We start from the raw sequence: 25,038 nt of genomic DNA on the forward strand, positions 1-25,038 counted from the left end.
CGCGGCAACATGAGCGGCGGAGGCCCGAGGCGTAATGACTTCCACCTGGAGCGAGGCACGCATGAGTCTGTTTAAAAGCAAAGATGGATATAATCTCTATTACAAAGACTGGGGTAAAGGTCAGCCAGTATTGTTTAGTCATGGCTGGCCGTTGGATGCGGACATGTGGGACAGTCAGCTCAATTTTCTTGCAGAACGCGGCTACCGCGCCATCGCCTTTGACCGACGTGGCTTTGGGCGTTCCGATCAGCCCTGGGACGGTTACGATTACGACACCTTTGCCGACGACATTCATTGCTTGATTGAACATCTGCAACTCAGAGACGTGACCCTGATTGGCTTCTCAATGGGCGGCGGGGATGTGTCACGTTACATCGGCAAATACGGGACAGATAAGGTTAAAAAGCTGGTGCTGCTGGGGGCGGTAACGCCGATTTTCGGCCAGACTGACGATCATCCCGAAGGTGTCGAGAAATCGGTCTTTGACGGCATTAAACAGGGGTTGTTGAAAGATCGCGCGCAGTTTATCAACGAGTTTGCTGCGCCGTTTTATGGCACCAATGCCGGTCAGCAGGTTTCAGACGGCGTGCTCACGCAGACCTTAAACATCGCTTTACTGGCATCGCTTAAAGCAACGCTGGACTGTGTTACCGCGTTTGCCGAAACAGATTTCCGCGCAGATCTGGGGAAAGTGGATGTGCCAGCCTTAATTATTCACGGCAGTCATGACCAGATAGTGCCTTTTGAGGCCACGGGCAAGCTGGCACATGCGCTGATACCGGGTTCGGAACTTAAGATCTACGACAATGGCCCACATGGTTTTACCGTCACGCATCAGGACCAACTCAATCAGGATTTACTGACGTTTTTACAACAGTAACGGAACAGAATAATCTGAAAGCAACGCCCGTCAGGGCGTTTTTTTTATTTCTCTACGCTTCGCTTATTTAAAACACCTTTTTTACCTTCTTCTCTTTTATTTTTCATGACCATTTTACTCATTGATGCTTTTTTGATTATTTAATGATCTGCTTTTAACAAACACATCGATAATTAACGAATTTACCGCTTCGCTTATTTTCAGATGATGGAAGTGTGATGTTGTTAAATTTGCTTTATCAGGCATGGTTAAAAAGATCATTTATTGATCAGATTGACGACTTACCGTGATGCTGATCCGATTTTCCGCTTCGCTTATAAAGAAAAACGGGGTGGACTTTTTAATGGATTGATCGATTAATAGGTGGCGGAAAGAGCGGCTGTCACAGGGCTGACATGATCGGCATCATCATTAAGTTTTTTGTTTAGATAGTTTCGTTACTAAAGAATTAAGGGATGAGCCGCAAAAAGGTTTTGTGTGGTAACCCACGCCAGCGCTCAAAGTTTATGCTTGATAAGGTGATTTTTATGGCTACATTTAATTCTGAAGCCTTTAAGGTAATGCAGCTTTAACTGTGCCAGTTGAATTATGAAATTTGAGGAGAATACAAAATGACGCAATATCGTGGTGGCGCGGGTAATTTCGCCGCAGATAAAGAGCGCGCAGCAGAGGCCGGGCGTAAAGGCGGACAGAACAGCGGTGGGAACTTTAAGAATGACCCGCAGCGAGCGATCGAAGCTGGCCGCAAAGGAGGTAAAGTAAGTCGTCGTAGTTAATCATCTACTCATAATGGCTTGCTGATATCTTTGGCGGTTTAAAAAAAGGAAATACTTACAGTACGCCTCTGTCTTCCCGTCTGACCTGTTGAGAAAACCCACCACTGATGTAAGGTCGCACGAATCTTGCCGGAAAGTTCCCCCTTTCCGGTGTCTTTTTATCAACGCTTCGCTGACATGAAAAAAATAAAAAAAATGGAATCTCAATCCAATGGGTGGAATGGAAATTATTTTTTGGGATGCTAAGTTGTACGCGAATGGGAATATTTGTATAGATTTAGCTGAATTTAAACAGAACCTCATTTTTAATGAATTTAAATTAAAAAAGATAACTCACTGGTAATGAAAGAGAAAGTGCATTTTTAATGCCACTTATGTTGTCAGGTTTTAAAAAGTTAAACATTATTCCCGCCAACTCCACTAAGGTTATATGACGGGCGATTGACTGAAGCGGCGCTGAAACTCCGGTACTGCTGTTTAATTAATGAGGCGCTTTTCATGACTGTTAAAACGTTAAATGATCTTTTCATTCACGACCTGGCAGATATTTACTGTGCAGAAAAACAGATTGCACGGGCTCTGCCAAAAATGGCGCGCGCTGCCAGTGATGAACACCTGGTTGCTGCGTTTAATCAGCACCTTGAAGAGACACGCGGGCAAATTGAGCGTCTGGATGAATTCGTTGAGGTTACGCCCGAGGTAAAAATCAAGCGTATGAAATGTCACGCGCTGGAAGGACTGGCGGAAGAAGCGCAGGAGATTATCGAGTCGGTAGAAAAGGGAGAGGTACGCGATCAGGGATTGATCGCAGCGGCACAAAAAGTTGAGCATTATGAAATCGCGACTTACGGTACTCTGCAGGCGCTGGCACTTAAGCCAGGTTACACCAAAGCGGCGAAGCTGCTGGCACTGACGCTTGAGGAAGAGAAACAAACCGATGTCAAACTCACCACGCTTGCTCAGGCAATCAGTACGGTTGAAGGAGCAACAAAATGACCACGGCGATTGAAAACTATCATGACTGGCTACGCGATGCGCATGCCATGGAGAAGCAGGCCGAGAGCATGCTGAGCAAAATGTCGGGCCGCCTTGAGCACTATCCGGCACTGGAACAACGCCTGGCACAGCATCTGGAAGAAACCCAACATCAGCTTCAGCTGCTTGAGCAGCTGCTGGATCGTCACGGCATTGACCACTCCATCATGAAAGACGTGTTGGGAAAAATGGCGGCCATGGGGCAGGCGATCGGCGGGATGTTCACCTCTGATGAAGTCGTGAAAGGGGCAATGAGCGGCTATGTGTTCGAGAATGCAGAGATCGCCAGCTATACCAGCCTGATTGCGGCAGCAGAACAGGTCGCTGACAGCGAAGGTGTGAGGGTACTGAGCGAAATTCGCAATCAGGAGATTGCGATGGCTGAATGGCTGTTCCAGCATCTGCCTGAGGTGACGCAACAGTTCCTGCAGCGCTCCGCGCAGCCGGGCGTTGAAGCGAAAAAATGATGCGTTTGCAGTGCCGCAGGCAGCAAAAAGCCGGGAAATGTTCCCGGCTTTTTTACGCGCTTCTGCGGCGGTTAGTCAGCCATCAAATGACCGTACATCGCCATCAGGCGACGCGTAACGCCGTTTGTCCAGCCAAAGCCGTCCTGTAACGGATATTCGCCACCGCCGCCCGGGCGGGCACGATCGCCGCTGATATCGTACTTCTCTACCAGCTTATGGTGCAGCTGGTAGAAATTGTTTACCGTGGTCAGCCAGTTAACGGCAATCTCGTTCGCCAGCGACTCTTCCCCGTAGTTGTTTAAGCCCACAACGGCCATCCACTGCATGGGCGCCCAACCGTTCGGTTTATCCCACTGTTCACCGCTTTCCACCATTGAGGTCAGCAGGCCGCCGTTACTGAGCAGCAGGTGGCGCAGGGCAATAGCCTGCAGGTGGGCCTGGTAGGGCGTTGCCAGCCCGACAAACAGCGGCACGACGGCGGCGGCGGTAAAGGCACCGAAACGCGCACGGCGCCAGTCATAATCGCGAAAGACCCCTGCCGTGCTGTCCCACAGGTAACGGGTAATCGCCCGCTTACGCGCCTCGGCCTTTTTCTGCCAGGCCAGCGCAGTCAGCTCTTCACCTTTGGCATGCGAGAGCGTGGCTATCATCAACTCAAGCTTGTACAACAGCGCATTGAGATCGATAGGGATAAATTGTGTCGTGCGAATACTGGCCAGGCGTTTTGGGTTACGCAGCCAGCGTGACGAGTAATCCCAGCCCGATGCCGCCCCTGCGCGCAGATCGCGGTAAACTTCGCTTGCCGGGCGTTTTGAATGACGCGCCGTTTCCACATCTTCAATCCAGGATTCGTCGCGCGGCGTATCGCGGTCGTCCCAGTAGCGGTTCAGCAGCGAGCCGTCAGGCATTCTGACCACATGGCGGTAAGCCTGGTTTGGCATCAGCGAGCCCGCGCCATCCATCCAGAACTGATATTCTTTCATCAGTTGCTCCAGATAGCGCTGAGAGCCCTGCACACCATCTTCTTCGAACAGCTCAACCATCAGGGCGAACACCGGCGGCTGTGAGCGGCTGAGGTAATAGGTACGGTTGCCGTTTGGGACATGGCCGTAGTTATCAATCAGCCACGCGAAGTTGTCCGCCATATGGCGCAGCAGGTCGTCGCGGCCCGACTCCGCCAAACCAAGCATGGTGAAGTAAGAGTCCCAGTAGTAGGTTTCACCGAAGCGACCGCCCGGTACGACATAGGGTTTGGGCAACGGCAGCAGCGATGAGTGCGGCATATGCTGCTGCGGCATTTTGGTCAGCACCGGCCACAGATCGTCGATATGCTCGTTGAGCGTCTTGTCGGGATTCGAGACGTAAAAGCTTTCATTGATGCCCGGCATATAAAAGTGCTCAGCAACAAAACGCGACAGGTCGAACTCCTTGCTGCGCTTTTGACGACGATAGCGCATCAGCACATCCAGAGGATCGTACTTAGGCGAGCAGTCGGGGAAAGTTTTACTGTCCTCGAAAATACCAGACATCTGGACGGCTTCGAACAGCTCAAGGTAGCGATCGGCAGGCGTCAGTGCATCCGGAGCCGGTAAGCCTTCAATCAGCTCCGGCTCGGGTTCAGAATCTTGCATGCGGTCCAGCTTTAGTTCATGGGGATCGTATTGATACTCAACTTCCGCCCCGGCACGATTCTCTTCGAATGCATTGAGTTGCTGGCGATAAGTATTAATAACGGCCTCCTGAGCGAACGGGGTTGCACAAAGAAGGAATTATAGACCTCTCGCAGGCAGGAACAACAATGCAGATTGTCTATGAACGTAATAAAAATTGTCTATTAATCGTATGGATTGAATAAAACACAGTCAATTCAACTAAATATGGCAGGTTTAGCCTTAAATGCATTTCAGATGAATCTCTTAGGTCACAACGAAATAAATTTTAACCTGACCGGAGGGCGATGTTTATGACGCAGGTGAAGAGGATAATACACAAAAATGTCACGATACAGCACAATGGCGTGAACAAGACCGCGCAGGACAATTTAGCGTGAAACCTTATACTTTACAGCGTCTCACTGACCGGGATGTGGCGGCATTTCGGACTATCAGGCTCGACGGGCTTAAGCGTCATCCCGCTGCCTTTGGCGCAGACTATGACACTGAGCGTCATCAGCCTGACGCGTTTTTTGCGGCAAGGCTACGTGAAAACTGCGTGCTGGCAGGAGCAGACGATCGGGGCCGGTTGGGCGGCATCGTCGGTGTGCGCTTTAATGCCGCGCTAAAACAGCGCCATTTCGCCACGATCTGGGGGATGTATCTGTGTCCGGAATGGCGCGGAAGCGGGCTGGCAAAAGCGTTACTCACGGCCGCGATAGCCGAAGCCGGTGAATGCCGCTGCATGAAGCTCGCCGTGAGTACCACCAATACGGCGGCCGTCCGGCTTTACCGCTCGGCAGGATTTCAGATTTATGGCACGGATGTGGCCGCGCTTTATGTCGACGGCGTTTATCACGATACCTTGCTGATGCGGCTGGACAAAGAACCCGAACGCTGAGCAATAAGCCTTACGTGCTTCGTCACCCGTAGCACTGACGGGCGACGTGAAGCGTGCGTCAGCTCAGGCTGATGTTGAACAGGCGCTGAAGGGCCTGTTTGCCGCTGTCTGTCACAACCAGTTCCCGGTATCCTGGCGCCTGAACCAGCCAGTGTTTTTGCAACAGAAAGCGTAACAAGGCGGCACCCACTTCGCCTCCGGCATGGAAGCGTCTTTCACTCCAGTCCAGGCAGGGACAGCAGGCTTTTCGCCGGGAGCGAGGCGCAAGCGCAATCCCTGCATTTGCGAAATGAGCTGTGCCACGTGGCGTCAGCGCCGTGCCGTCTTCACATATCCAGCCTTCCAGTTGCAGAAAATCATAGATGGCTACGGCAATCTCGCCGGCCAGATGATCGTAGCAGGTTCGGGCTCGCCTCAAACGGTTTGGCGTCGTGGTTTTAAGCGGGGCGCCGGGCGCTACCGAAACGCCCATCAGATTTTCCAGCAGGCTGGCAACCTCGCGACCGGCCAGGCTGTAATAACGATGCCTTCCCTGCACCACACAGACGAGCAGGCCCGTCTCAAGCAGCTTATTCAAATGGCCACTGGCGGTTGACGGGGCGATATCGGCCACCACGCTCAACTCGGTGGCGGTCCATGCCCGGCCATCCATCAATGCACAAAGCATGTGCATTCTGGAGGCATCTGCCATCGCCGAGGCGACCACAGACATGCTGATCTCCAGCGAGGGCTGATTATCCTGATGATGGCGGGAAGGGATCCGTTTCATTCTGTCGCGCATGTCCATTGACGGGTCAGGTCGCCAGCCCGCAAGTCGTCATCTGTGAGCAGGATGAGGCGGTTACTGTGATCGCTGTACTGAACGTATATATTAATGCCGTTTTGCGCAATAATCCGCGCAATTTCGCCCAGCTCCCCCGGCCGCGCCTGTGCCAGCTTTCTGATGAGTGGCTTTTTTATCTCCCTGACGTCAAAACCGGCCTGCGACAATACCTGTTGGGCTTTGGGGCCATCTTCAACAAGGAAATGGGCGTGGCTCTCCTGGGACGTAGAAAATACACTGCCACCTTCCAGACCAATGCCATGCTGGCTGAGAAGCGTGCCAAAGGCGGCAAGCGCACCTGGCGTGTTGCTGAATACGACATGAATATCAAACATGATGGCGTCCCTCTGGCCCTGAATAGTCCCGCATTACCTGAGCAACGCGTATCCGGTAATGTGAAAAAATATGGCTTTTACCTTCTTCCTGCGCTGACTGGTGTTCTCTGTTTTCTCGCCAGTTTTTTACCGCACTCTCATCTTCCCACCAGGAGAGCGATAAGATCTTTCCGGGCGTGCTCAGGCTCTGAAATCTTTCAATCTGGATAAACCCCGGTAATTCAGCCAGCCCGGACGACAACTCAGCCGCCAGCGCAAGATAGCGTTGTTGCGCGGCGGGTACGGCTTCTGCTTCAAAAAGAACAGCAATCATTTTAGATCTCCGTGAGTAAGCATGCGGGCAGTTTACGCGCGGTAGAATGCGACGCTTCGGCGTGTACCGAACAATGGCGTGCGCAATGGGGAGAAGGGCAGGGCGAGAAGAGAGAAGAAAGAAGAGAGAAGAGGACCTGCGCCTGGCAGAGTCAATTCGACGGGGGAGAAATCCGCCGTTGCCTGCCGGCGACTCTTCTCCGGTAAACAACGGCGGGATCGCAGGGCAAAACGCCTGCCATTCGGCTGATCTTATCCTTGTGCCAGCGTGGCCCGAATCACGTCCTGGTAAGGCGTGGTTGGACGACCAATAAGCTGGCTCAGCGCACGGGAATCATCGAACAGACCGCCCTGAGACGCGCCGACATCAGAGTCCGCCAGTAAGTCCGCTAACGGTGCCGGTAAGCCTGCGCCTTTCAGCGCCGCCGCAAAGTCTGCCTGCGGCAGGTTAACGTAATCAACCTGCTCACCGCTTTGCGCGGCAATCTCAGCGGCAAATTCGGCAAGGGTGTAGCTGTGATCGCCTGCCAGTTCGTAGACCTTCCCTGCCTGATCGTCACGCACCATCACTTCAGCCGCCGCATCGGCATAGTCCTGACGTGCAGCAGACGAAATTCGCCCTTCGCCCGCCGCACCAATGAACGCATGATGTGCCAGAGCAGGTGCGATGCTCGCTGCATAGTTTTCCGTGTACCAGCCGTTGCGCAGCAAGGCATAAGGCACACCTGATGCCGCCAGCATGGCTTCGGTTGCGCGGTGCTCGATCCCGAGCGAAAGCGGAGAGGTATCCGCATGCAGCAGGCTGGTATAGGCAATAAACGTCACGCCTGCGGACCTGGCGGCCTCAATAACGGCTCTGTGTTGAGGTTCACGCTGGCCGACTTCGCTTCCTGAAATGAGCAGCAATTTTTCGACCCCTGCAAAGGCGTCCGCTAACGTCTCAGGTTTATTGTAATCCGCCTCACGCACGTTAACGCCCAATGCGGCGATATCCGCCGCTTTAGCAGGCGTACGTACGGTGGCAACAATCTTGTCTGCCGCAACTTTTTTGCTTAATGCATCAATGACTAAACGGCCCAGTTGGCCAGTGGCACCCGTAACAGCGATCATGAGGTTACTCCTTAAGATGACAGTTGGTAAAAGGCAGCCTAAGCGATAAACTAACTTTTAGTAAGTACTTACAGAATTGTTAGCATGGAGTGAAAGCGTTAAATGTCTGAAAAACTGAGCGAAAAATTTAGCCGGGGCGAGTTGCTCAATGTTAACTGTCCATCACGCGACCTGTTAAAGCGTATCACCAGTCGCTGGAGCGTGCTGATCCTGCTCGCGCTTAAAGATGACACGCTGCGATTTAGCGAACTCCGTCGTGCGGTGGGGGGCGTAAGTGAACGTATGCTGGCCCAGAGCCTGCGCTATCTGGAAGAGGACGGCTTTGTGCAACGTATAGCCTATGATGTCGTGCCGCCGCATGTGGAATACCGCCTGACGCCGCTGGGGCGTGAAGTCGGAGAGCAGGTCGTAGGGCTGGCAGACTGGTTAGAAGAGAATCTTGAGCGCATCCTGTCTCACCGCGATAAGCACACTGCCGCAGAATAGCCTGTTGATCCTGACGGGTGAGCCCCTGCCGCGGCGAAGCGACGTTCCCTGGCCCGACGATGCCCGCTAGCGAATGCGCAACGCTAGCGGAGATAAACGGTCGGCCTCCTCTGCAGCCTGGAGAGGATATCCCGTCGCTTTTAACATCATTTTTACCACTGCGGTTATTTTGACAAGGCTGCACCCGTAAATAATGGCACTGCCAGTTAATGAACACCGGCTCATTTACATGTTCGTTATTTTTTTAACATAAATAGCAAACTAATCCAGGCCGCCTGCGGCGGATAAAGGCTTTTTTACAGTTCATTAAATATGTCCCAATCTGAAAAATAAACTCAGAAGGGGTAGATAAGATAAATAACCTGCTAACGATATAAAAAAACACATAATTTCAGTGTGGGATGTGCATTTTAGCCCGAGGTCGGGGCGCGGAGTTGTACTGAATAACAGCTAAAAACAGCGGGTTGCGATTTTTTTCGTACTAAGCCTGTCTGGACAGGAACTCACTTTTTTATCCCCTAATTTAATAACAATAATGTCACAAAGCTACGCTGTAATTAACCTTTCCTCGTTGTTTTTTAAATAAAAGATCTTTCAACAAAAAAATGATCTAAATCAAAAAATACTGTTATAGTTTTAACTTATCCAATTGTCTCTGTTTCATCAAGGCGAAGCGTTTTACATTCGCCATGGAAATTTTCTGTGCAATGGAATGACGTTCTTTGTACATAAGTTGTTAATTATAAGTAACTATACGGTGTTCTATGTGGCAAAGAGGTAAGCAATGTTTGGATTAGATGCCTTTCATCTCGCCAGGATCCAGTTCGCATTTACTGTTTCCTTTCATATTATCTTTCCAGCCATCACGATCGGCCTGGCCAGTTTTCTGGCTGTGCTGGAGGGAATGTGGCTCAAAACGCGTAATCAAACCTATCGCGATCTCTATCATTTCTGGTCAAAAATCTTTGCTGTCAACTTCGGCATGGGCGTGGTGTCCGGTCTGGTGATGGCGTATCAGTTTGGCACCAACTGGAGTGGCTTTTCCCAGTTCGCGGGCAGTATCACCGGCCCCTTGCTGACCTATGAAGTCTTGACGGCGTTCTTCCTGGAAGCCGGTTTTCTGGGCGTCATGTTATTTGGCTGGAACCGCGTCGGTCCGGGCCTGCACTATTTTGCGACCTGCATGGTGGCGCTCGGCACGTTGATTTCGACATTCTGGATCCTCTCGTCAAACAGCTGGATGCAAACCCCGCAGGGCTACCTTATTCAGAACGGCGTTGTTGTACCGGAAGACTGGTTTAAAATTGTCTTTAACCCCTCTTTCCCTTATCGCCTGCTGCATATGTCTGTAGCGGCCTTCCTGGCCAGCGCCTTCTTTGTCGGCTCCTCCGCCGCCTGGCATTTACTTAAAGGCAACGACAATCCTGCCATTCGTAAGATGTTTTCGATGGCGCTATGGATGGCCCTGATTGTTGCACCGGTTCAGGCAATGATTGGGGATGCGCACGGGCTTAATACCCTGGAGCACCAGCCGGCAAAAATTGCGGCGATTGAAGGCCACTGGGAAAATCCGCCGGGTGAGGCAACACCACTCATTCTGTTTGGGCTGCCGGATATGGAGGCGGAGCGCACCAAATATGCGCTGGAGATTCCTTACCTGGGCAGCATTATCCTGACGCACAGCCTGGATAAACAGGTGCCGGCGCTGAAATCTTTTCCGAAGGAAGATCGTCCAAACTCAACCATCATCTTCTGGTCATTCCGTGTGATGGTGGCGCTGGGGCTGCTGATGATTACGCTGGGCGTGGTCAGCTTGTGGCTGCGCTATAAAGGTCGCCTGTATCAGTCGCGTCCCTTCCTGTGGTTTGCCTTGCTGATGGGCCCTTCCGGCCTGATTGCCATTTTGGCGGGGTGGTTCACCACCGAGATTGGCCGTCAGCCTTGGGTGGTTTATGGCGTGCAGCGCACTATTGATGCGGTGTCACCGCATGGTGAAATGCACATGAGTATCAGCCTGCTCGCCTTTATCCTGGTTTACTCCTCCGTATTCGGTGTGGGTTATCACTATATGATGCGGTTGATTAAGCAAGGTCCGGTCACGGGCGAAGGCGATATTGTTGAAACGGGTGGTCCCGGCCAGATTAAAACGCCAGCACGTCCGCTCTCTGCTGCCACTCACAAGAATGAGGAGCGTTGAGATGGTTGATTACTCTGTTATCTGGTTCGCGATTATTGTTTTTGCTGTTCTGATGTATATCGTGATGGACGGTTTCGACCTGGGCATCGGCCTGCTGTTTCCCTTTAACAAGAATGCAGGCGAGCGCGACATGATGGTGAATACCGTTGCGCCGGTCTGGGATGGTAATGAGACCTGGCTGGTGCTCGGCGGTGCGGGCCTGTATGGCGCTTTCCCACTGGCCTATGCGGTGATAGCGGATGCGCTTTCCATTCCGCTTACCGCGATGCTGATTGGGCTGATATTTCGCGGCGTGGCATTTGAGTTCCGCTTCAAGGCCGTGGAGCATCACCGGGCGTTCTGGGACAAGTCGTTTATCGCCGGTTCGCTGCTGGCAACCTTCAGCCAGGGGGTTGCGGTGGGTGCCATGCTGGATGGCATTCCGGTATCAGGTCGTAGCTTCGCCGGGTCAACACTGGACTGGCTGGCGCCGTTCCCGCTGTTCTGCGGCGTGGGACTGGTGGTGGCCTATGCACTGCTGGGCTGTACCTGGCTCATTATGAAAACTGAGCATGAGCTGCATCGCAAGATGTCCGCTCTGGCAACGCCGTTGCTTATCGCCCTGCTGGTGATTATTGGCGTGATCAGCATCTGGACGCCGTTTACGCATGAGAATATTTCGCACCGCTGGTTCAGCATGCCGAATCTGTTCTTGTTTCTGCCGGTGCCAGTCCTGGTCGTGCTGAGTGCCTGGGGGCTGAGAAGGGCGATCAAGCGTGAGGCGCATTATTCGCCTTTCCTTCTCACGTTAGCGCTGATTTTCCTGGGCTTCTCAGGTCTGGGTATCAGTATCTGGCCGAATATTATTCCGCCATCGGTATCGATCTGGCAGGCGGCGTCACCGCCTCAGAGCCAGGCCTTTATGCTGGTGGGTAGCCTGCTGATTATCCCAATGATCCTGGGCTACACCTTCTGGAGCTACTACGTGTTCCGCGGAAAAATCAAAGCGGACGAAGGATACCATTGATATGCAAACCCAGGTCGACAGCAAAGAACGTCAAAATGAAACCCGGTCGCCGTGGTGGAAACGTGTGCTGTGGCTGGTGGTCATCTATGGGGCAAGTGTGCTGGCGCTCGGTGTGGTGGCCACGCTGTTCAGAATGATGATGACCGCCGCCGGAATGCGAAGCCACTGAGGATGTCTTCTCCGTACGTTTCTTAACCGCAGCACGCGCGTTTTACGCCAGGCTGCACTCTGCCAGTCTACTCAGCCAGCCTTCGGGCTGGCTTTTTAAATAGTAACCCAGGCAATTAATGCGCTTTTTGCCTTCCCACCCTCTCGTTTACCCGGTGATTTATTACAATCCCTAAGGCTTTTTGTTACTCTTTTATGACGGATTTCCCTTCTGTTTTCTGCTCATACTTCAATGCTAAGTCAAACCATAAAAAAACAGCATATTAATGATTTAGTCGACTGGATTGAGGCCAATCTCACCAACGACATCAATATCGACCAGATTACCCTCAAGTCTGGCTACTCCAAATGGCATATGCAGCGTCTGTTTAAAGAGATGACCGGGCAAACCCTGGCGGCCTATACGCGAAAACGACGCCTGACTCTCGCCGCGATGGCGCTTCGCCTGACCCGGATGCCGTTGATTGATATTGCGGTGCGCTTCGGCTTCGAAAATCAGCAAAACTTCAACCGGGTCTTTAAAAACCACTTTATGATGACGCCGGGCGCCTTCCGTCGCCACAGAGTCTTACCTGTGCGCCATTTTCACGGCCGCATTGCGCAGCGCGCGCCAGTTAAAGAGGCGGTGCTGGTCATGCGTGAAGAAGCCCTTCAGCTGCAGGGTGAGACACTGGAGTGGGAGTGCCGCTATGGCGACTATATAAGCGACCGCCATCATCGCGTTGCTGAGCAGGTGCGCCAGGTTATTCGCGCCAGTCACAGGGCTGCGCAGGGCTGGCTGGGGTTCCAGTACGGGCCGGGAAACGGCTCTGTCGAGCAGCAGCATATTAGCCTGTTTCGCGGCGTAGAGGCACAGCAAACGACTGATGCACATTCCGCCCTGCCGATTCGCACCATTGCGCCTGGCCTCTACGCCAGCCTCGCGTGGAGCGGGTCGCCGGACCAGCTCACGCGCTTCATCGCAGACATTTATTATCTGCATTTGCCCAGGCTGGGCGTAGCCTGTCGGCCGGGAATGGATTTACTGTGTCTGGACCTGGCCCGAAGCACGCAGGACACAATCGAAGGTGTATTTTTCATCCCGGTGACTCAGGGCTGAATGCACATAACGTGCGCCATAATGTGATAAAGCGCACGATTTTATAAGCGGATTAGCTATACAGGCGTAAAATTCTTCCTGAAGCTCAAAGAGGAGCCATTACCACGGCTTTTATTTCTCGGGGCTGGAATATTCACCTGCTTTCTACGCCTTATCAGGCTAAAACACATGATTAAAATCTCTCAGATATCAGCGATGCTGCTGGCTATCGCGCTGTGTGCGGCCCCGACCCTGGCTGCCGCGCAACTGACCGATCCCGCCAATGTGCCCACAGGGTTACATCCTGGATCGCAGGGGACGCATAGCGAGATACTCGGTGACAGCACCCTGCCGCAAGGCAGTGGACAAAACCCGGCGCGGTAACCACGTTATTACCGCTATCCCCTTAAAAGGCGCCTGAGCGCCTTTTTCGTTTTTTGTGCTTCCTTCCTTTTTGTCGCCTTTTTTTCACAACGTATCGCATTTTTAGTCATTGTTCTTAAGATATATCATAGCTATTCTTGGCGGGTTTATATGAGAATGATTTCTATTTAATTAAGCGGCGCGAAAACAGCTTCTCTGCATGCAGCCGCGTTTACGGAGAGTCCTCGTGCCTACATCTTATCCCCGCCGCTTACCTGAAAGGGTGCGTAACGAACTGCGCTTCCGCGCTATCCACGTCGCCGAGAAAACCCGAATTGCCGAGACGTTTTGGCGCATTGTCTTCACGGGCGACGATCTGAAGGGGTTTAATTCTCCCGGTTTTGACGATCACATTAAGGTCTTCTTTCCCCCTGCTGACGGCGCGCCGCTGGCACTGCCGACGATCAACGATGACGGTATCCAGTGGCAAGGCGGATTGCGCCCTGTCGCGCGCGACTATACGCCGCTGGCGTTTGATGGTGCGTCATCGCTGACGCTGGATTTTTATATCCACGACAGCGGTGTTGCCAGCGACTGGGCATCCCAGGCACAGCAGGGTGACAGATTGATCATTGGTGGACCGCGTGGCTCTCTGCTGGTGCCAACGGATTATGCTTTTCAGCTTTACGTCTGTGACGAAACCGGGTTGCCTGCTTTCAGGCGGCGTAGCAGTAGTGTGGAGGCTCAGGCGCTGCATCTGTTTGCCTGTGCTGATGAGGTGACCGGGCAAGCCTACCTGGGCGATACCGGCAATGCCTCTGTTAACTGGCTTGGCAACGGCAAGATGACGCTGGCGGATTTACCACATTTAACGGCCGCGCTGGACAGGATCGCGATTCCGCAGCACGACGCTTTTATCTGGCTGACCGGAGAAGGGCAGTTCGTAAAACAGCTGTGTGACTATTTCACCACACAGCGCGGGGTTGATGCTGACCTGGTGCGCGCCGTGGCCTACTGGCATCAAAAACCCGCTGCCGTTCGTTAACTGAATTTAAGTGACCTGCCGTTGATTGAATTTCGCCTGATGGCCCACTACCATCAGGCTCTTTCCACTGACTCAGGCAGATAATGAAAATGGATTCGGCACGTTCAGGGCAAGATAACCGCGATGCGCCCTGCAGTGGACGGCGCAAGCGCCGTGAGAAAATGCTGGATGCCAGCGAGATCCGTCTGTTGATGCTGCATTTTATCTCGCAGCGCGCCACACATGGCTATGAGCTGATTAAATGCATTGAAGACCTGTCAAAGGGCGAGTATTCGCCCAGTCCAGGCATCATTTACCCGAATCTGACATGGCTCGAGGAGATGGGGGCTATTCACATCAGTGACCCTCAGGCTGCACGTAAGGCTTACGTGCTCACCGAAACGGGGCAGGCCATGCTAAAGCACGATGCACAGCCGCTATCAGCTCTCATCGACCGGTTATCGTCTTTGGCAGTGCTGGTCAACAACCGCAGCATTCCTGAAATTGAGCAGGCGATCGATCATTTCAAAACTGCCCTGAACACGCGTCTGGCGCAGCAGGACATTACCGATGAAACCCGGCAAAAAATCGTCGCTGCTCTGATGACTGCGGCAGAGGATATCAGCCGCAGTTAAACTGACGTGAACGATCAGCTGTCGTCCGATCGGTTTTTATCGATATGCCCTAGCGAACGCTCCGGAAAACAAATATCCCTTACCCGCTGCTTGAGTGCCTGAGCATCCGGGAATCCGCCATCGCGCTTGCGCTCCCAAAGCAAGTGTTCATCCAGGGTGATTTCAAAAACGCCGCCGGTGCCGGGACGTAACGTCACGCTGGCCAGATCCTGTGCGAAGGTCTGTAACAGTTCCTGTGCCATCCACGCGGAGCGCAGCAGCCAGTTACATTGGGTACAATAGTGAATGACGACCACGGGTTTTTGCATCTTTCCCTCTCTTTATCATTAATCAACGCTCAGGCCAGCAGGGGCCGCAAGCATGCCGGCCGGGCTTTTCGCATGGGTTTTCTGTTTTCTTTATACGTTGCTAACCCTGACGCGAATCCTCACCCGTGGCAGACAGCAGCGCAAACCTTACCGCATTGCTGGCCGAAACGGTACCGGTGTGCCCCTGCGTTTATTCTGATAAAACATCCAATTAGCGGCTCCGGAGCCGATAGCGAACGTGCCGGGGTAAGGCTACCAGACGTGAATGGGAAACCCTGAAAAAACAGATGGCGGCAGGTCAGGAAGCCCTCTCTTAGATGCCTCAGGACGCTCAGGTAAGCCCGTGAGCCAGGCCTGTCAACAGTAATGCGGGCCTGCAGACGGGAAAGATAGCCTGCCCGCAGGCTCAGTCTGGATGAGCCGGGCATTGCCAGCAGGTGAAGTTATCGCCCGCTGGCAGCACTTTCCCGGCAAACCAGAAGTGGTAAGGGAAGGGGCGAGCGGGGCAGTTCAGGCACTAAGCGAATGACTGATGCGCCCGCCTTCATCGCCCCAGGTGGAAGGCGAACGTTAAGCGCAGTCAACCACCAGACGGCCCCGAACGTTGCCATCCAGCAGATCCTGTGCGCCCTGGTGCACGTCACGCAATGGAATGACCGTTGTTATCTGATTCAGTAACGCGTCATCCAGAAGCTGTCCCAGCCTCTGCCAGGCCTGCTGGCGCAGTGGTTTAGGGCACATCACGCTGTCTACGCCAGCCAGTGTTACACCGCGCAGAATGAAGGGCGCGACGCTACCGGGCAGATCCAGGCCTTGTGCCATACCACAGGCCGCGACCACGCCGTCACGCTGGGTGCCGGCCAGCACGTTGCTTAGCGTATGGCTACCGACGCTGTCGATGGCGGCGGCCCAGCGCTCTTTCCCGAGGGGTTTGCCCGGTTGAGCCAGCTCGTCGCGATCTATCACTTCGGCTGCACCCAGGGTTGTTTTCAAATAGGTTTCATCGCTGGCTCGCCCGCTGGAGGCGATGACATTATAGCCCAGTTTTGCCAGCAGAGAGACGCTGAAGCTGCCAACGCCTCCGCTTGCCCCGGTCACTAAAACCGGGCCGCTGGCAGGCGTAATACCTTGTTTTTCGAGTGCCAGCACGCACAGCATGGCGGTAAAGCCCGCCGTTCCGATGGCCATGGTATTCAACGGGGTTAGCGTTTCAGGCACGGCTACCAGCCAGTCGCCAGGCACGCTGGCTTTCTGAGCCAGGCCGCCCCAGTGTTTTTCCCCAACGCCCCAGCCGGTGAGCAGCGCCGCATCGCCTTGTTTCCAGTCGGGATGGCGACTTGCTGTGACCCGTCCCACGAAGTCAATGCCCGGCACCATTGGAAACTGGCGCACAATCGGCCCTTTATTGCAGATGGCCAGCGCGTCTTTGTAGTTGAGGGTGGAATAGCTCACGTCGAGAGTGACGTCTTCATCGGGTAATTGTGTTTCGGAGAGGTCTTTTAGCTGAGAGCGGTAACCTTGTTCGTCCTTATCAATGACCATTGCCTTAAACATGTATCCTCCGTTAGGCGTAATAATAATCAGGAAAGTTTACGCCCGATGCGCCGGTTAGGGTAGGTCACTGGCCCGACAAGTGAGAGGCTTGCCGCAAACCTGAGGCATTTCAGTGGCGATTTCAGTGGCATTAATGGAGCGGCTGCCAGCGTGTTAAAAATGCATAATTGCGCATAAATAACAGAAACTTAAGCGGTTATTTATAAGTTTTTCTTTATAAGTTTTTGATATTTAATGGTTTTATATTTTGCATTTATTGACCTGATATTTAAAGTTGTCGGGTTGTTCCTGCGGATAAAAAATGACATTATGACGGCCACTTTTTTTTCGCCACCGCCCGATAACAGAGGACGCTGCCATGTCCGGTTCAATGTGCAACTGCACGTGTCCCCACTCGCCTGATTTCGCGCGGGATCTGTTCTTCGTCATGTCAGTTACACACACATCGTTCACTATGCGGTGAGGCCAACCGGGCCGCTGCTGTTGGACATGAGTAAGGACTACTCTTTACTGATGTCTATCGGTTTATCGCGTCAGACATTATTCGCCGGGGAAATTTCCCCATTGCCGTGCCTCAGGCACCCACTCCCTGACTGTTAGGGATTTGTGTTATGACACCACTGAAAATTGCTGCCAGCGCTGCTGTTGCGCCTAACCTGACCCTGAATACTGCGCGCGACGTGGTCACGCTGGATAATACTGATTTTACCGATGTGGCGGCTGTTGTCGTCTCGCTGGCTGATACGCGCAGTGGCGTGCTGGCGTTGTTACGCCACACGGGTTTTAATTTACCGGTGTTCGTTGCTAATGCCTTTGAAGAAGAGGTGATGCACCTGCCCGGCGTGACCGGCGAACTGAATGGCGAGCCGCAGGACTGGGTAGCGCTGGAAGCGGCGGCTCAGGCTTATGAAGCCGCGCTGCTGCCCCCGTTTTTTGAAACGCTGACCCGCTATGTTGATATGCAGAACAGCACCTTTGCCTGTCCGGGCCATCAGGGCGGCGCATTTTTCAAAAAGCATCCAGCAGGTAAGCAATTTTTTGATTTCTACGGCGAGAACGTTTTTCGTTCGGACATGTGTAACGCTGACGTCAAGCTGGGCGACCTGCTGATTCACGAGGGGTCGGCCAAGCATGCGCAAAAGTTTGCCGCCAGAGTGTTTAACGCGGATAAAACCTACTTTGTGTTAAATGGCACGTCAAGCGCGAACAAAGTGGTCACCAATGCGTTGCTGACGCGCGGTGATTTAGTGCTGTTTGACCGCAATAATCACAAGTCCAACCACCATGGTGCGCTGATTCAGGCGGGCGCGACGCCGGTTTACCTTGAAGCGGCCCGTAATCCGTTTGGCTTCATCGGCGGCATTGATGCGCACTGTTTCGATGATGGCTACCTGCGCGAACAGATCAAGAAAGTGGCGCCTGAAAGGGCTAACGAGGCGCGCCCCTTCCGGCTGGCGATTATCCAGTTGGGCACCTACGACGGCACGGTATACAACGCGCGGCAGGTGGTGGATCGCATTGGGCATCTGTGTGACTACATTCTGTTTGACTCGGCCTGGCTGGGCTATGAGCAGTTTATTCCGCTGATGGAAGGCTGTTCTCCGCTGACGCTGGAGTTGAACGAAAACGATCCCGGCATTTTTGTTACCCAGTCAGTGCACAAGCAGCTGGCGGGCTTTTCGCAGACCTCACAGATCCACAAGAAAGATAACCATATTCGTGGGCAAAAGCGTTTCTGCCCACATAAGCGCCTGAATAACGCGTTTATGCTGCACGCTTCAACCAGCCCGTTCTATCCGCTGTTTGCCGCGCTGGATATTAACGCCAAAATGCATCAGGGCGAGGCGGGACGCCGCATGTGGGATGAGTGCGTGATGCTGGGGATCGAGGCACGTAAAGCGATCTTTGATCGTTGTGACATGATCCTGCCTTTCGTGCCGGAAAGGGTAAACGGCCAGCGCTGGCAGGATGCACCAACGGAAGCGATCGCTCGCGATCTGCAGTATTTCAGCTTTGAACCCAACGCGAAATGGCACGGTTTCGCCGGATACGATCGCGATCAGTACCGTGTCGATCCCTGCAAGCTGTTGCTGACCACGCCAGGTATTGACGCAGCCAGCGGTGAATATGCTGAGTTTGGCATCCCGGCGACCATTCTGGCGAATTACCTGCGTGAGAACGGCATCGTGCCGGAAAAATGCGATCTCAATTCCATTCTGTTCCTGCTGACCCCAGCCGAAAGCCCGGAAAAAATGGCGATGCTGGTGGCGATGCTGGCGCAGTTCGAGCAGCATGTCAAAGACGATACGCTGCTGGCCGAAGTGTTGCCGACGCTGTACCGCAAAAACGCTAAACGCTATGCGGGTTATACCTTGCGCCGTCTGTGTCAGGAGATGCACGACCTGTACGTAAGCTATAACGTAAAAGACCTGCAGCGCATGATGTTCCGCGAGCAGGGGCTGCCGCAGGTTAAGGTGAACCCACAGGATGCGCATCAGGCTTACATTCGTGGCGAAGTCGAACTGGTACCTATTGCAACGGCAGAAGGTCGCATCGCGGCGGAAGGCGCTCTGCCTTATCCACCGGGCGTCCTTTGTGTGGTTCCGGGCGAAACATGGGGCGGGGCGGTACAGCGCTATTTCCTGGCGCTGGAAGCAGGCATCAATCAACTGCCGGGTTTTTCACCCGAGCTGCAAGGGGTTTACACCGAGGAAGGCGCTGACGGACGTAAGTATCTGGTGGCGAATATGATGTTGCAATGAGTTTGAGTTATGCCTGGGCGGCGGCTTATCACCAGGATTTCGGCGGATGGCCTGTCATCAGGCGCTGAGAAGGTTTCGCTCGCCAGGCGGCAGGGAGTTTCAGTTTGCCCCTGCGGGCGACCGACAAGGGGCCGCCAGTCGCCGCGGCCCCTTACCCCGGGCTCCCGGCTTTGCAGCCTGAGCGGCTTCCAGTCATAACGCTCCGGGAAGGTTTCGCTCGCCAGGCGGCAGGGAGTTTCAGTCCGCCCCGTGCGGGCGACCGACAAGGGGCCGCCAGTCGCCGCGGCCCCTTCGCTGCTTCAGGATTTCTGCCGGACCGCCAGGACGCGCCATCCCTGGCGCGGCCCGGCTCTCGCCGACGTCCTGTCGGCTCATCCGGAAATCTCTCATCCGCTCAGCGAGTGGGAAGGCCGCCCAACTCCCCCGCTTCGATATCTGTGTTAAAGCCACTTCCTGCATCGCTTTGAAAACAGGGGAAAAGGGATGATTTATATCATTGATATTAAATAACATTTTTATTTTGCGCTTTTGAACATAAATCACAGGCGATACAGGTTTTACAAGAAAATTAAAGATCATACAGGCGAGGGTTTGCAGGAGGCATCCGGAGCGCTGAGGAAAGAATGAAGGCCAGGGTGGAGCGGCAGGGATGCCGCGCAGAGGACGGCTGCGCCAGGGAAGGCGCATCCGGCCGGCCCGTCAGGCCGCAGTGAGTGACGAAGGAACAGCGACGGCTGCCGGGCGCCGGGATTGTTAAGGGGCTGGCGTAAGCCCCTTAACACGTCCGCCTGCACGGGCAGGCTGAAACTGCCGAGTGCCTGGCGGGCGGAACCCTCTCAGAGCAGAGGACAGAACCCCACCGCCTGACTGACGGAACCTTCTCTGAGCCAGAGGACAGAACCCCTGCGCCCTGTGCGCAAAAACCTCTCCGCGCCAGCAATCCACTATCAGGGGAAACCCTTCCCCCTCAATACCGATGGTAACTCCGCTGCGCCGAGCTCACCTTATACAAATAACGCCGCGATTCCGCAGACGGATGCTGTTTAGACAGCGTCTGATAAACCTGGGCAGGTGACATGCTGTTGATAATCGTGACCGCACGATCCTTATCGCTGGAGAACACGCGCAGCACGCTGCCTGCACCGCCGTTATAGGCGGTAATAACCGCGTAGCGACGTGAAAGCGGATCCTGAATGCCTGCAAGGTAGTTGCGCTGCAGCAGTGACAGATAAGCGGTACCGGCATCAATATTGTTTTCGGGATCCAACAGGTAGCTGCGACTTGGTTTGCCCCATTTACCCTTCATGCGGAATACATCGACTCCCGCGGTGTGCTGCACCACCTGCATTAAACCCAGCGCATCAGCATGGCTGACGGCGTAGGGGTTAAAACTGGATTCGGTCTGCATAATCGCGAGGATCAGAGACGCATCAACACCATATTGCTCAGCAGCCTTGCGCACCATCGGCAGATATTTGTGTGCACGTTTATCCAGATGGTTCGGCACCATTGGAATGGTGACGGAGTAGATCACATGCAGGCCGGAATTACGACGCTGCAATTTATTCGCAATTAAATAGTCGGCAAAGGCCTGAGCACGTCCCTGCCAGCGGATAGCTTGTCCGGTGTTATCCAGCACCTGTCCGTAAAGCAGCGGTTCTTTACTGATTTGAATATCGTTGGCGTCAGAATAGAGATCGACATTGCCCGGATCGTCGCCGATCAGTAACGTGGTCACGATCGCCTGACGCAGGCTGGCAGCGGGATCGGTACCGGAAATGGTCTCAATCGTGATGTTACCGCTTTCAAAGTTGATATGGCTGCGGGTGTAATAGTTGTCGGTGTATTTGACGTAGTCTTTCGGTCCGGCAATCAGAACCTCATTGATACCCCAGATGTTCTCAATGTTATGGGCGAACTGCCCCATCAGGATGTCAAATCCGTTGGTATCCTTCACCCACTCTTCTGAATAGGTCGGATTCTTTTTGCCGGAACAGGAAACTAAAAGGGGTGCAATCACCAGCAGGGCTATCAGCTTTTTATTCATCTAAAATACGTGCCTGACCTGGAAAACGGCCCCAGTAGTGAGGCCAAAAAAAGTTATGCTTCGGGTGGCGTATAGCCTTCAATGTGAACGTCTTTGCCTTCGAACAGGAAGTTGATCATTTCCTTTTCCAGCACTTTGCGATCTTCAGGGTTCATCATGTTGAGTTTTTTCTCGTTGATCAGCATCGTCTGCTTAGCCATCCATTGCTGCCAGGCTTCTTTCGAGATTTCATTGTAAATGCGTTTTCCCAGATCGCCAGGGTAGAGTTGAAAATCTTGCCCTTCAGCATCACGTTGTAAAAAAGTACAAAAAATAGTGCGGCTCATTATTCTTCCTCGTTAATCTCACTGCTGCCTAAAGGCAACTGCTGGGGATGGCGCAGTTCGTGCAAAAGACGCTCTACAGGTGCGGCTAATCCCACAGACGGCGGCAGCGTTAAGTTATACCAGAGACCGCCAGCTTCATCCATTAATGCCCCGGCAGAAGGCCATGACAGCCACATTGGAACAATATCCAGATGGAAGTGGCTAAAGGTATGACGAAATGCCGTAAGCTGCTGGGGTTTAGCGTGAATGCCGCGCGCACGCAGCCAGTCGTTCATCGCCTCTTCACTGGTGAACTGCGGGAAGCAGAATAAACCGCCCCACAGGCCCACCGGCGGGCGCTGCTCCAGCCACACTTTGTCGCCATGTTGCATCATCAAAAACCAGCCGCTGCGTTCCGGCAACGTCTGCTTCGGCTTTTTACCCGGATAGCTGGCCCAGCTGTTGTTAGCCCTTGCTTCGCATCCGTTGTTGAGCGGGCAGATGTCGCATTTTGGTTTGGATCGCGTGCATACCATGGCGCCCAGATCCATCATCGCCTGATTAAACTGGCTAACGCCTTGAGCAGGCGTGACCGCTTCGCTGATTTGCCAGAGCCGCTTTTCCACATCCTTCTTACCCGGCCAGCCGCCTACCGCGTAGCAACGCGCTAAAACCCGTTTAACGTTGCCATCAAGAATAGGGAAATGCAGACCCAGCGACAGAGATAAAATCGCGCCAGCGGTGGATCGGCCAACGCCGGGTAAAGCGGCGACCTCATCATAGTGGCGGGGAAACTCACCGCCATGAAGGTCCACCACCTGTTTTGCCGCTTTATGCAGGTTGCGCGCACGGGCGTAATAGCCCAGACCGGTCCAGAGATGCAGCACCTCATCCAGGGGCGCGGCGGCCAGATCGCTGACGTCAGGAAACCGCGCCATGAAGCGCTCAAAATAGGGAATAACCGTGGCAACCTGAGTTTGCTGCAACATGACTTCTGACAGCCACACCTTGTAGGGTGTTTTTTCCAGCTGCCACGGCAGGGTTTTGCGGCCAAAGCGCTGATACCAGTCCAGCACCTGTTGCGCGAACTGCGGGGCTTGCATCATAAAGAGGATATTTCCGTGATTACGCGATATTCGGGCAGGAATTCCAGCATAAGCGCCAGTGAGAGTAAACCGGAAGATTGAAAAGGCCTGTTTCATACTGGCCTGTCTGTCCCGTGCGGCAACGTCGTGCCGGACCTGACAATATCAGGAGCGGTGGGGAGACAGTAGCAGGCCAGACGATGATCTGGCCCGCGACAGCTTTCACAGAAGCCCGCAAGGGGCTTTCACTGTTCAGACGTTGATCTTGTCTTGCATCCTGATCGGGAGGATTTCTGGCTCTGGCGGCTTACGGTATTTATCCAGCAGATGGATCTGTATTTTCCTCAGCATATCGCCGTTCAGCTTATAGAACCGGAAATAGAGCAGCAGCGTCAGCATAAAAAACACAGCCGGCAGCGCAATCATAATAAATTGCATGCCGACAAGGGTTTCCTGCGACTGCACGATATTGGGCAGATAGCCAATCATGCCCAGCACCACGGCGATAAAGAAAGCGGCAAAGGCGGAGCCACCTTTCACCACCATCGTCTGCACTGAATAGGCGATGCTCTCGCAGCGCACGTGCAGCTTGTATTCGCCGTAATCAACGGTGTCCGCCACCATGATGACCTGGAGCACCCAGAAAAGCGCGGTACCGGTGTTTAACAGGATGCCGGCCACCACAATCAGCAGCGTTGAGTGATTGCCTGCCAGTGCCATAGCCAACAGCACGCCACAGCTCAGTATCGGCAGTGCGGACGCGCCCGCCCACAGAATGCGGCGCGACAGGATGTTTACCAGTTTCGGGAACAGGATTAACGTGACGAGGTTTGCCGCGCCTGCATAAGAGAGGTAGTAGGGAAACAGCCCGGCATCGCCGATGACGTAGGTGAAATAGTAAATGGCAAAGCCGGTAATGATGTTAGCCGCGATGTTGTAAGCCAGCGCCATTCCCAGCAGGCAGGAAAGCTGATCGTTACGGTAAATGAGGGCAACAATGGCTTTCAGCCCCAGGCGGTCACTGCCTGAGGTTTCGTCGCGGGTAGACGAATAGACTTCATGCACGTTTCGCAGCGTGACTAACATGGAGACGATAAAAAAGGCGATTAACACCAGGGTAAACATCTGGAAGCCTAATCCACGATTGTCGCCGCCAACATAACTGACAAAAGGCAGGGCCAGGCCTGCGGTAACAAACCCGGCAAGGCTGGCGAAAAAGCGTGGCCAGGGAACCAGCTGTTCACGTTCGCGCTTGTCCAGCGTGATGGTAGGCACCAGCGACCAGAACGGAATATCCATAATGGTGTAGGTCATGCCCCACAAGATATAGGTTACACAGACATAAACAACCTGCGTGGTGCCGTCAAACAGATGGGCGCTAAACAACAGAAACAGCACCAGTGAGTTTGCCAGCGTGCCTGCAAAAATCCAGGGTTTGAATTTCCCCCAGCGCGATCGCGTGGCATTTACGATCCAGCCCATGATCGGATCGTTTATCGCATCCCAGATCCTGGCCACTAAAAACAGCGTACCGACGAGGCCAACCGACAAACCCACCACGTCGGTGTAGTAATACATCAGGTACATATAAACAATGCCAATAGCAAAATCTTTCCCAAATGCGCCGAATCCATAGCTGAGTTTTGTCGTTATTGAAATGCTCATCGGGTTCCGGGACGCTGTTGCCAGCGCCCGCCTTCTGTTAAGGAATAGAGCCGAAGCCGGACAG

Annotated in this window: 25 protein-coding genes; 14 read left to right on the forward strand and 11 right to left on the reverse strand. The window is 53.6% G+C overall.

Annotated features, from left to right (window positions below; all coding sequences use genetic code 11):
* Positions 1–61: 61 nt before the first annotated feature.
* From GKC68_RS04520 to GKC68_RS04535, 4 genes are all read left to right on the forward strand, one after another.
* Positions 62–880, forward strand: a complete 819-nt coding sequence (locus tag GKC68_RS04520) for an alpha/beta hydrolase (protein WP_028722893.1) — start codon at positions 62–64, stop codon at positions 878–880.
* A 611-nt stretch (positions 881–1,491) separates the two neighbouring features.
* Positions 1,492–1,656 (forward strand): general stress protein, encoded by a 165-nt coding sequence (locus tag GKC68_RS04525; RefSeq protein ID WP_006118264.1) that lies wholly within the window; start codon positions 1,492–1,494, stop codon positions 1,654–1,656.
* A 498-nt stretch (positions 1,657–2,154) separates the two neighbouring features.
* Entirely contained in the window at positions 2,155–2,652 is a 498-nt protein-coding gene (locus tag GKC68_RS04530; protein WP_028722892.1) for a DUF892 family protein, read from the forward strand.
* Positions 2,649–3,158 (forward strand): DUF892 family protein, encoded by a 510-nt coding sequence (locus tag GKC68_RS04535; RefSeq protein WP_028722891.1) that lies wholly within the window; start codon positions 2,649–2,651, stop codon positions 3,156–3,158. Before GKC68_RS04530 ends, GKC68_RS04535 begins: the two co-directional genes overlap by 4 nt.
* A 71-nt stretch (positions 3,159–3,229) precedes the next feature.
* Here the strand turns inward: GKC68_RS04535 and GKC68_RS04540 are convergent, their stop codons facing one another.
* A complete protein-coding gene (locus tag GKC68_RS04540) occupies positions 3,230–4,888 on the reverse strand; it encodes an alpha,alpha-trehalase (RefSeq protein ID WP_071785178.1) in 1,659 nt (552 codons plus the stop codon).
* Between the two features lie 316 nt (positions 4,889–5,204).
* Here GKC68_RS04540 and GKC68_RS04545 point away from each other — a divergent pair, with 316 nt between their 5' ends.
* Positions 5,205–5,711 carry a GNAT family N-acetyltransferase gene (locus GKC68_RS04545; RefSeq protein WP_028723354.1) on the forward strand — a complete coding sequence of 169 codons (507 nt, stop codon included), beginning with the start codon at positions 5,205–5,207 and terminating at the stop codon, positions 5,709–5,711.
* A gap of 58 nt (positions 5,712–5,769) precedes the next feature.
* Here GKC68_RS04545 and GKC68_RS04550 read toward each other — a convergent pair whose 3' ends face one another.
* The 4 genes from GKC68_RS04550 to GKC68_RS04565 all read right to left on the reverse strand — a co-directional run bounded on the left by GKC68_RS04550 (position 5,770) and on the right by GKC68_RS04565 (position 8,291).
* On the reverse strand, positions 5,770–6,498 hold the full coding sequence (locus tag GKC68_RS04550) for a winged helix-turn-helix domain-containing protein (protein WP_089527812.1): 729 nt from the start codon (positions 6,496–6,498) through the stop codon (positions 5,770–5,772).
* Positions 6,477–6,869 (reverse strand): amino acid-binding protein, encoded by a 393-nt coding sequence (locus GKC68_RS04555; RefSeq protein WP_264238642.1) that lies wholly within the window; start codon positions 6,867–6,869, stop codon positions 6,477–6,479. Before GKC68_RS04555 ends, GKC68_RS04550 begins: the two co-directional genes overlap by 22 nt.
* The gene (locus tag GKC68_RS04560) at positions 6,862–7,182 is read right to left on the reverse strand and encodes an antibiotic biosynthesis monooxygenase (RefSeq protein ID WP_028723351.1); all 321 of its coding nucleotides are present in this window, start codon (positions 7,180–7,182) and stop codon (positions 6,862–6,864) included. Before GKC68_RS04560 ends, GKC68_RS04555 begins: the two co-directional genes overlap by 8 nt.
* Before the next feature lie 251 nt (positions 7,183–7,433).
* The gene (locus GKC68_RS04565) at positions 7,434–8,291 is read right to left on the reverse strand and encodes an SDR family oxidoreductase (protein ID WP_028723350.1); all 858 of its coding nucleotides are present in this window, start codon (positions 8,289–8,291) and stop codon (positions 7,434–7,436) included.
* A gap of 102 nt (positions 8,292–8,393) precedes the next feature.
* Between GKC68_RS04565 and GKC68_RS04570 the strand changes: the two genes are divergently transcribed.
* The 8 genes from GKC68_RS04570 (at position 8,394) to GKC68_RS04605 (ending at position 15,248) form a co-directional block, all read left to right on the forward strand.
* Positions 8,394–8,777 (forward strand): helix-turn-helix domain-containing protein, encoded by a 384-nt coding sequence (locus tag GKC68_RS04570; protein WP_028723349.1) that lies wholly within the window; start codon positions 8,394–8,396, stop codon positions 8,775–8,777.
* A gap of 784 nt (positions 8,778–9,561) precedes the next feature.
* Positions 9,562–10,974, forward strand: coding sequence for a cytochrome ubiquinol oxidase subunit I (locus GKC68_RS04575; RefSeq protein WP_264228366.1), 1,413 nt, complete (start codon positions 9,562–9,564; stop codon positions 10,972–10,974).
* Position 10,975: 1 nt separating this feature from the next.
* Positions 10,976–11,980, forward strand: coding sequence for a cytochrome d ubiquinol oxidase subunit II (gene cydB, locus GKC68_RS04580; RefSeq protein ID WP_342656625.1), 1,005 nt, complete (start codon positions 10,976–10,978; stop codon positions 11,978–11,980).
* Position 11,981: 1 nt separating this feature from the next.
* Positions 11,982–12,149 (forward strand): DUF2474 domain-containing protein, encoded by a 168-nt coding sequence (locus tag GKC68_RS04585; protein WP_013027115.1) that lies wholly within the window; start codon positions 11,982–11,984, stop codon positions 12,147–12,149.
* A gap of 231 nt (positions 12,150–12,380) precedes the next feature.
* Positions 12,381–13,247 (forward strand): helix-turn-helix domain-containing protein, encoded by an 867-nt coding sequence (locus GKC68_RS04590; RefSeq protein ID WP_058705526.1) that lies wholly within the window; start codon positions 12,381–12,383, stop codon positions 13,245–13,247.
* 168 nt (positions 13,248–13,415) lie between these two features.
* Positions 13,416–13,610: a hypothetical protein gene (locus GKC68_RS04595; protein WP_028723345.1), complete on the forward strand. Its 195-nt coding sequence runs from the start codon at positions 13,416–13,418 to the stop codon at positions 13,608–13,610.
* Positions 13,611–13,809: 199 nt separating this feature from the next.
* Complete coding sequence (locus GKC68_RS04600) at positions 13,810–14,634, forward strand: siderophore-interacting protein (protein WP_342656626.1); 825 nt, start codon at positions 13,810–13,812, stop codon at positions 14,632–14,634.
* Between the two features lie 83 nt (positions 14,635–14,717).
* Positions 14,718–15,248 carry a PadR family transcriptional regulator gene (locus GKC68_RS04605; protein WP_028723343.1) on the forward strand — a complete coding sequence of 177 codons (531 nt, stop codon included), beginning with the start codon at positions 14,718–14,720 and terminating at the stop codon, positions 15,246–15,248.
* A 14-nt stretch (positions 15,249–15,262) separates the two neighbouring features.
* On the opposite strand, the gene GKC68_RS04610 is transcribed toward GKC68_RS04605, so the two are convergent.
* Positions 15,263–15,556, reverse strand: a complete 294-nt coding sequence (locus GKC68_RS04610) for a SelT/SelW/SelH family protein (protein ID WP_013027111.1) — start codon at positions 15,554–15,556, stop codon at positions 15,263–15,265.
* Between the two features lie 570 nt (positions 15,557–16,126).
* The gene (locus tag GKC68_RS04615; protein ID WP_028723342.1) at positions 16,127–17,110 is read right to left on the reverse strand and encodes an MDR family oxidoreductase; all 984 of its coding nucleotides are present in this window, start codon (positions 17,108–17,110) and stop codon (positions 16,127–16,129) included.
* A gap of 611 nt (positions 17,111–17,721) precedes the next feature.
* Between GKC68_RS04615 and GKC68_RS04620 the strand changes: the two genes are divergently transcribed.
* Positions 17,722–19,872, forward strand: a complete 2,151-nt coding sequence (locus GKC68_RS04620; protein WP_110956766.1) for an ornithine decarboxylase — start codon at positions 17,722–17,724, stop codon at positions 19,870–19,872.
* 967 nt (positions 19,873–20,839) lie between these two features.
* On the opposite strand, the gene mltC is transcribed toward GKC68_RS04620, so the two are convergent.
* The 4 genes from mltC to melB form a co-directional block, all read right to left on the reverse strand.
* On the reverse strand, positions 20,840–21,919 hold the full coding sequence (gene mltC / locus GKC68_RS04625; RefSeq protein ID WP_028723339.1) for a membrane-bound lytic murein transglycosylase MltC: 1,080 nt from the start codon (positions 21,917–21,919) through the stop codon (positions 20,840–20,842).
* A 53-nt stretch (positions 21,920–21,972) separates the two neighbouring features.
* Positions 21,973–22,245: an oxidative damage protection protein gene (locus tag GKC68_RS04630; RefSeq protein ID WP_013027107.1), complete on the reverse strand. Its 273-nt coding sequence runs from the start codon at positions 22,243–22,245 to the stop codon at positions 21,973–21,975.
* Complete coding sequence (gene mutY / locus GKC68_RS04635) at positions 22,245–23,330, reverse strand: A/G-specific adenine glycosylase (protein WP_058705522.1); 1,086 nt, start codon at positions 23,328–23,330, stop codon at positions 22,245–22,247. The genes GKC68_RS04630 and mutY overlap by 1 nt, the downstream gene beginning before the upstream one ends.
* A 231-nt stretch (positions 23,331–23,561) precedes the next feature.
* Positions 23,562–24,974 (reverse strand): melibiose:sodium transporter MelB, encoded by a 1,413-nt coding sequence (melB, locus tag GKC68_RS04640; protein ID WP_342656627.1) that lies wholly within the window; start codon positions 24,972–24,974, stop codon positions 23,562–23,564.
* Positions 24,975–25,038 lie beyond the last annotated feature (64 nt).

Source organism: Pantoea sp. RSPAM1, assembly GCF_038816185.1.
GTDB lineage: Bacteria > Pseudomonadota > Gammaproteobacteria > Enterobacterales > Enterobacteriaceae > Pantoea > Pantoea ananatis.

Coding starts and splice junctions, on each gene's coding strand:
- GKC68_RS04520 (WP_028722893.1), top strand. CDS start 62: ATGAGTCTGTTTAAAAGCAAAGATGGATATAATCTCTATTACAAAGAC.
- GKC68_RS04525 (WP_006118264.1), top strand. CDS start 1,492: ATGACGCAATATCGTGGTGGCGCGGGTAATTTCGCCGCAGATAAAGAG.
- GKC68_RS04530 (WP_028722892.1), top strand. CDS start 2,155: ATGACTGTTAAAACGTTAAATGATCTTTTCATTCACGACCTGGCAGAT.
- GKC68_RS04535 (WP_028722891.1), top strand. CDS start 2,649: ATGACCACGGCGATTGAAAACTATCATGACTGGCTACGCGATGCGCAT.
- GKC68_RS04550 (WP_089527812.1), bottom strand. CDS start 6,498: ATGGACATGCGCGACAGAATGAAACGGATCCCTTCCCGCCATCATCAG.
- GKC68_RS04555 (WP_264238642.1), bottom strand. CDS start 6,869: ATGTTTGATATTCATGTCGTATTCAGCAACACGCCAGGTGCGCTTGCC.
- GKC68_RS04560 (WP_028723351.1), bottom strand. CDS start 7,182: ATGATTGCTGTTCTTTTTGAAGCAGAAGCCGTACCCGCCGCGCAACAA.
- GKC68_RS04565 (WP_028723350.1), bottom strand. CDS start 8,291: ATGATCGCTGTTACGGGTGCCACTGGCCAACTGGGCCGTTTAGTCATT.
- GKC68_RS04570 (WP_028723349.1), top strand. CDS start 8,394: ATGTCTGAAAAACTGAGCGAAAAATTTAGCCGGGGCGAGTTGCTCAAT.
- GKC68_RS04575 (WP_264228366.1), top strand. CDS start 9,562: ATGTTTGGATTAGATGCCTTTCATCTCGCCAGGATCCAGTTCGCATTT.
- cydB (WP_342656625.1), top strand. CDS start 10,976: ATGGTTGATTACTCTGTTATCTGGTTCGCGATTATTGTTTTTGCTGTT.
- GKC68_RS04585 (WP_013027115.1), top strand. CDS start 11,982: ATGCAAACCCAGGTCGACAGCAAAGAACGTCAAAATGAAACCCGGTCG.
- GKC68_RS04590 (WP_058705526.1), top strand. CDS start 12,381: ATGCTAAGTCAAACCATAAAAAAACAGCATATTAATGATTTAGTCGAC.
- GKC68_RS04595 (WP_028723345.1), top strand. CDS start 13,416: ATGATTAAAATCTCTCAGATATCAGCGATGCTGCTGGCTATCGCGCTG.
- GKC68_RS04600 (WP_342656626.1), top strand. CDS start 13,810: ATGCAGCCGCGTTTACGGAGAGTCCTCGTGCCTACATCTTATCCCCGC.
- GKC68_RS04605 (WP_028723343.1), top strand. CDS start 14,718: ATGAAAATGGATTCGGCACGTTCAGGGCAAGATAACCGCGATGCGCCC.
- GKC68_RS04610 (WP_013027111.1), bottom strand. CDS start 15,556: ATGCAAAAACCCGTGGTCGTCATTCACTATTGTACCCAATGTAACTGG.
- GKC68_RS04615 (WP_028723342.1), bottom strand. CDS start 17,110: ATGTTTAAGGCAATGGTCATTGATAAGGACGAACAAGGTTACCGCTCT.
- GKC68_RS04620 (WP_110956766.1), top strand. CDS start 17,722: ATGACACCACTGAAAATTGCTGCCAGCGCTGCTGTTGCGCCTAACCTG.
- mltC (WP_028723339.1), bottom strand. CDS start 21,919: ATGAATAAAAAGCTGATAGCCCTGCTGGTGATTGCACCCCTTTTAGTT.
- GKC68_RS04630 (WP_013027107.1), bottom strand. CDS start 22,245: ATGAGCCGCACTATTTTTTGTACTTTTTTACAACGTGATGCTGAAGGG.
- mutY (WP_058705522.1), bottom strand. CDS start 23,330: ATGATGCAAGCCCCGCAGTTCGCGCAACAGGTGCTGGACTGGTATCAG.
- melB (WP_342656627.1), bottom strand. CDS start 24,974: ATGAGCATTTCAATAACGACAAAACTCAGCTATGGATTCGGCGCATTT.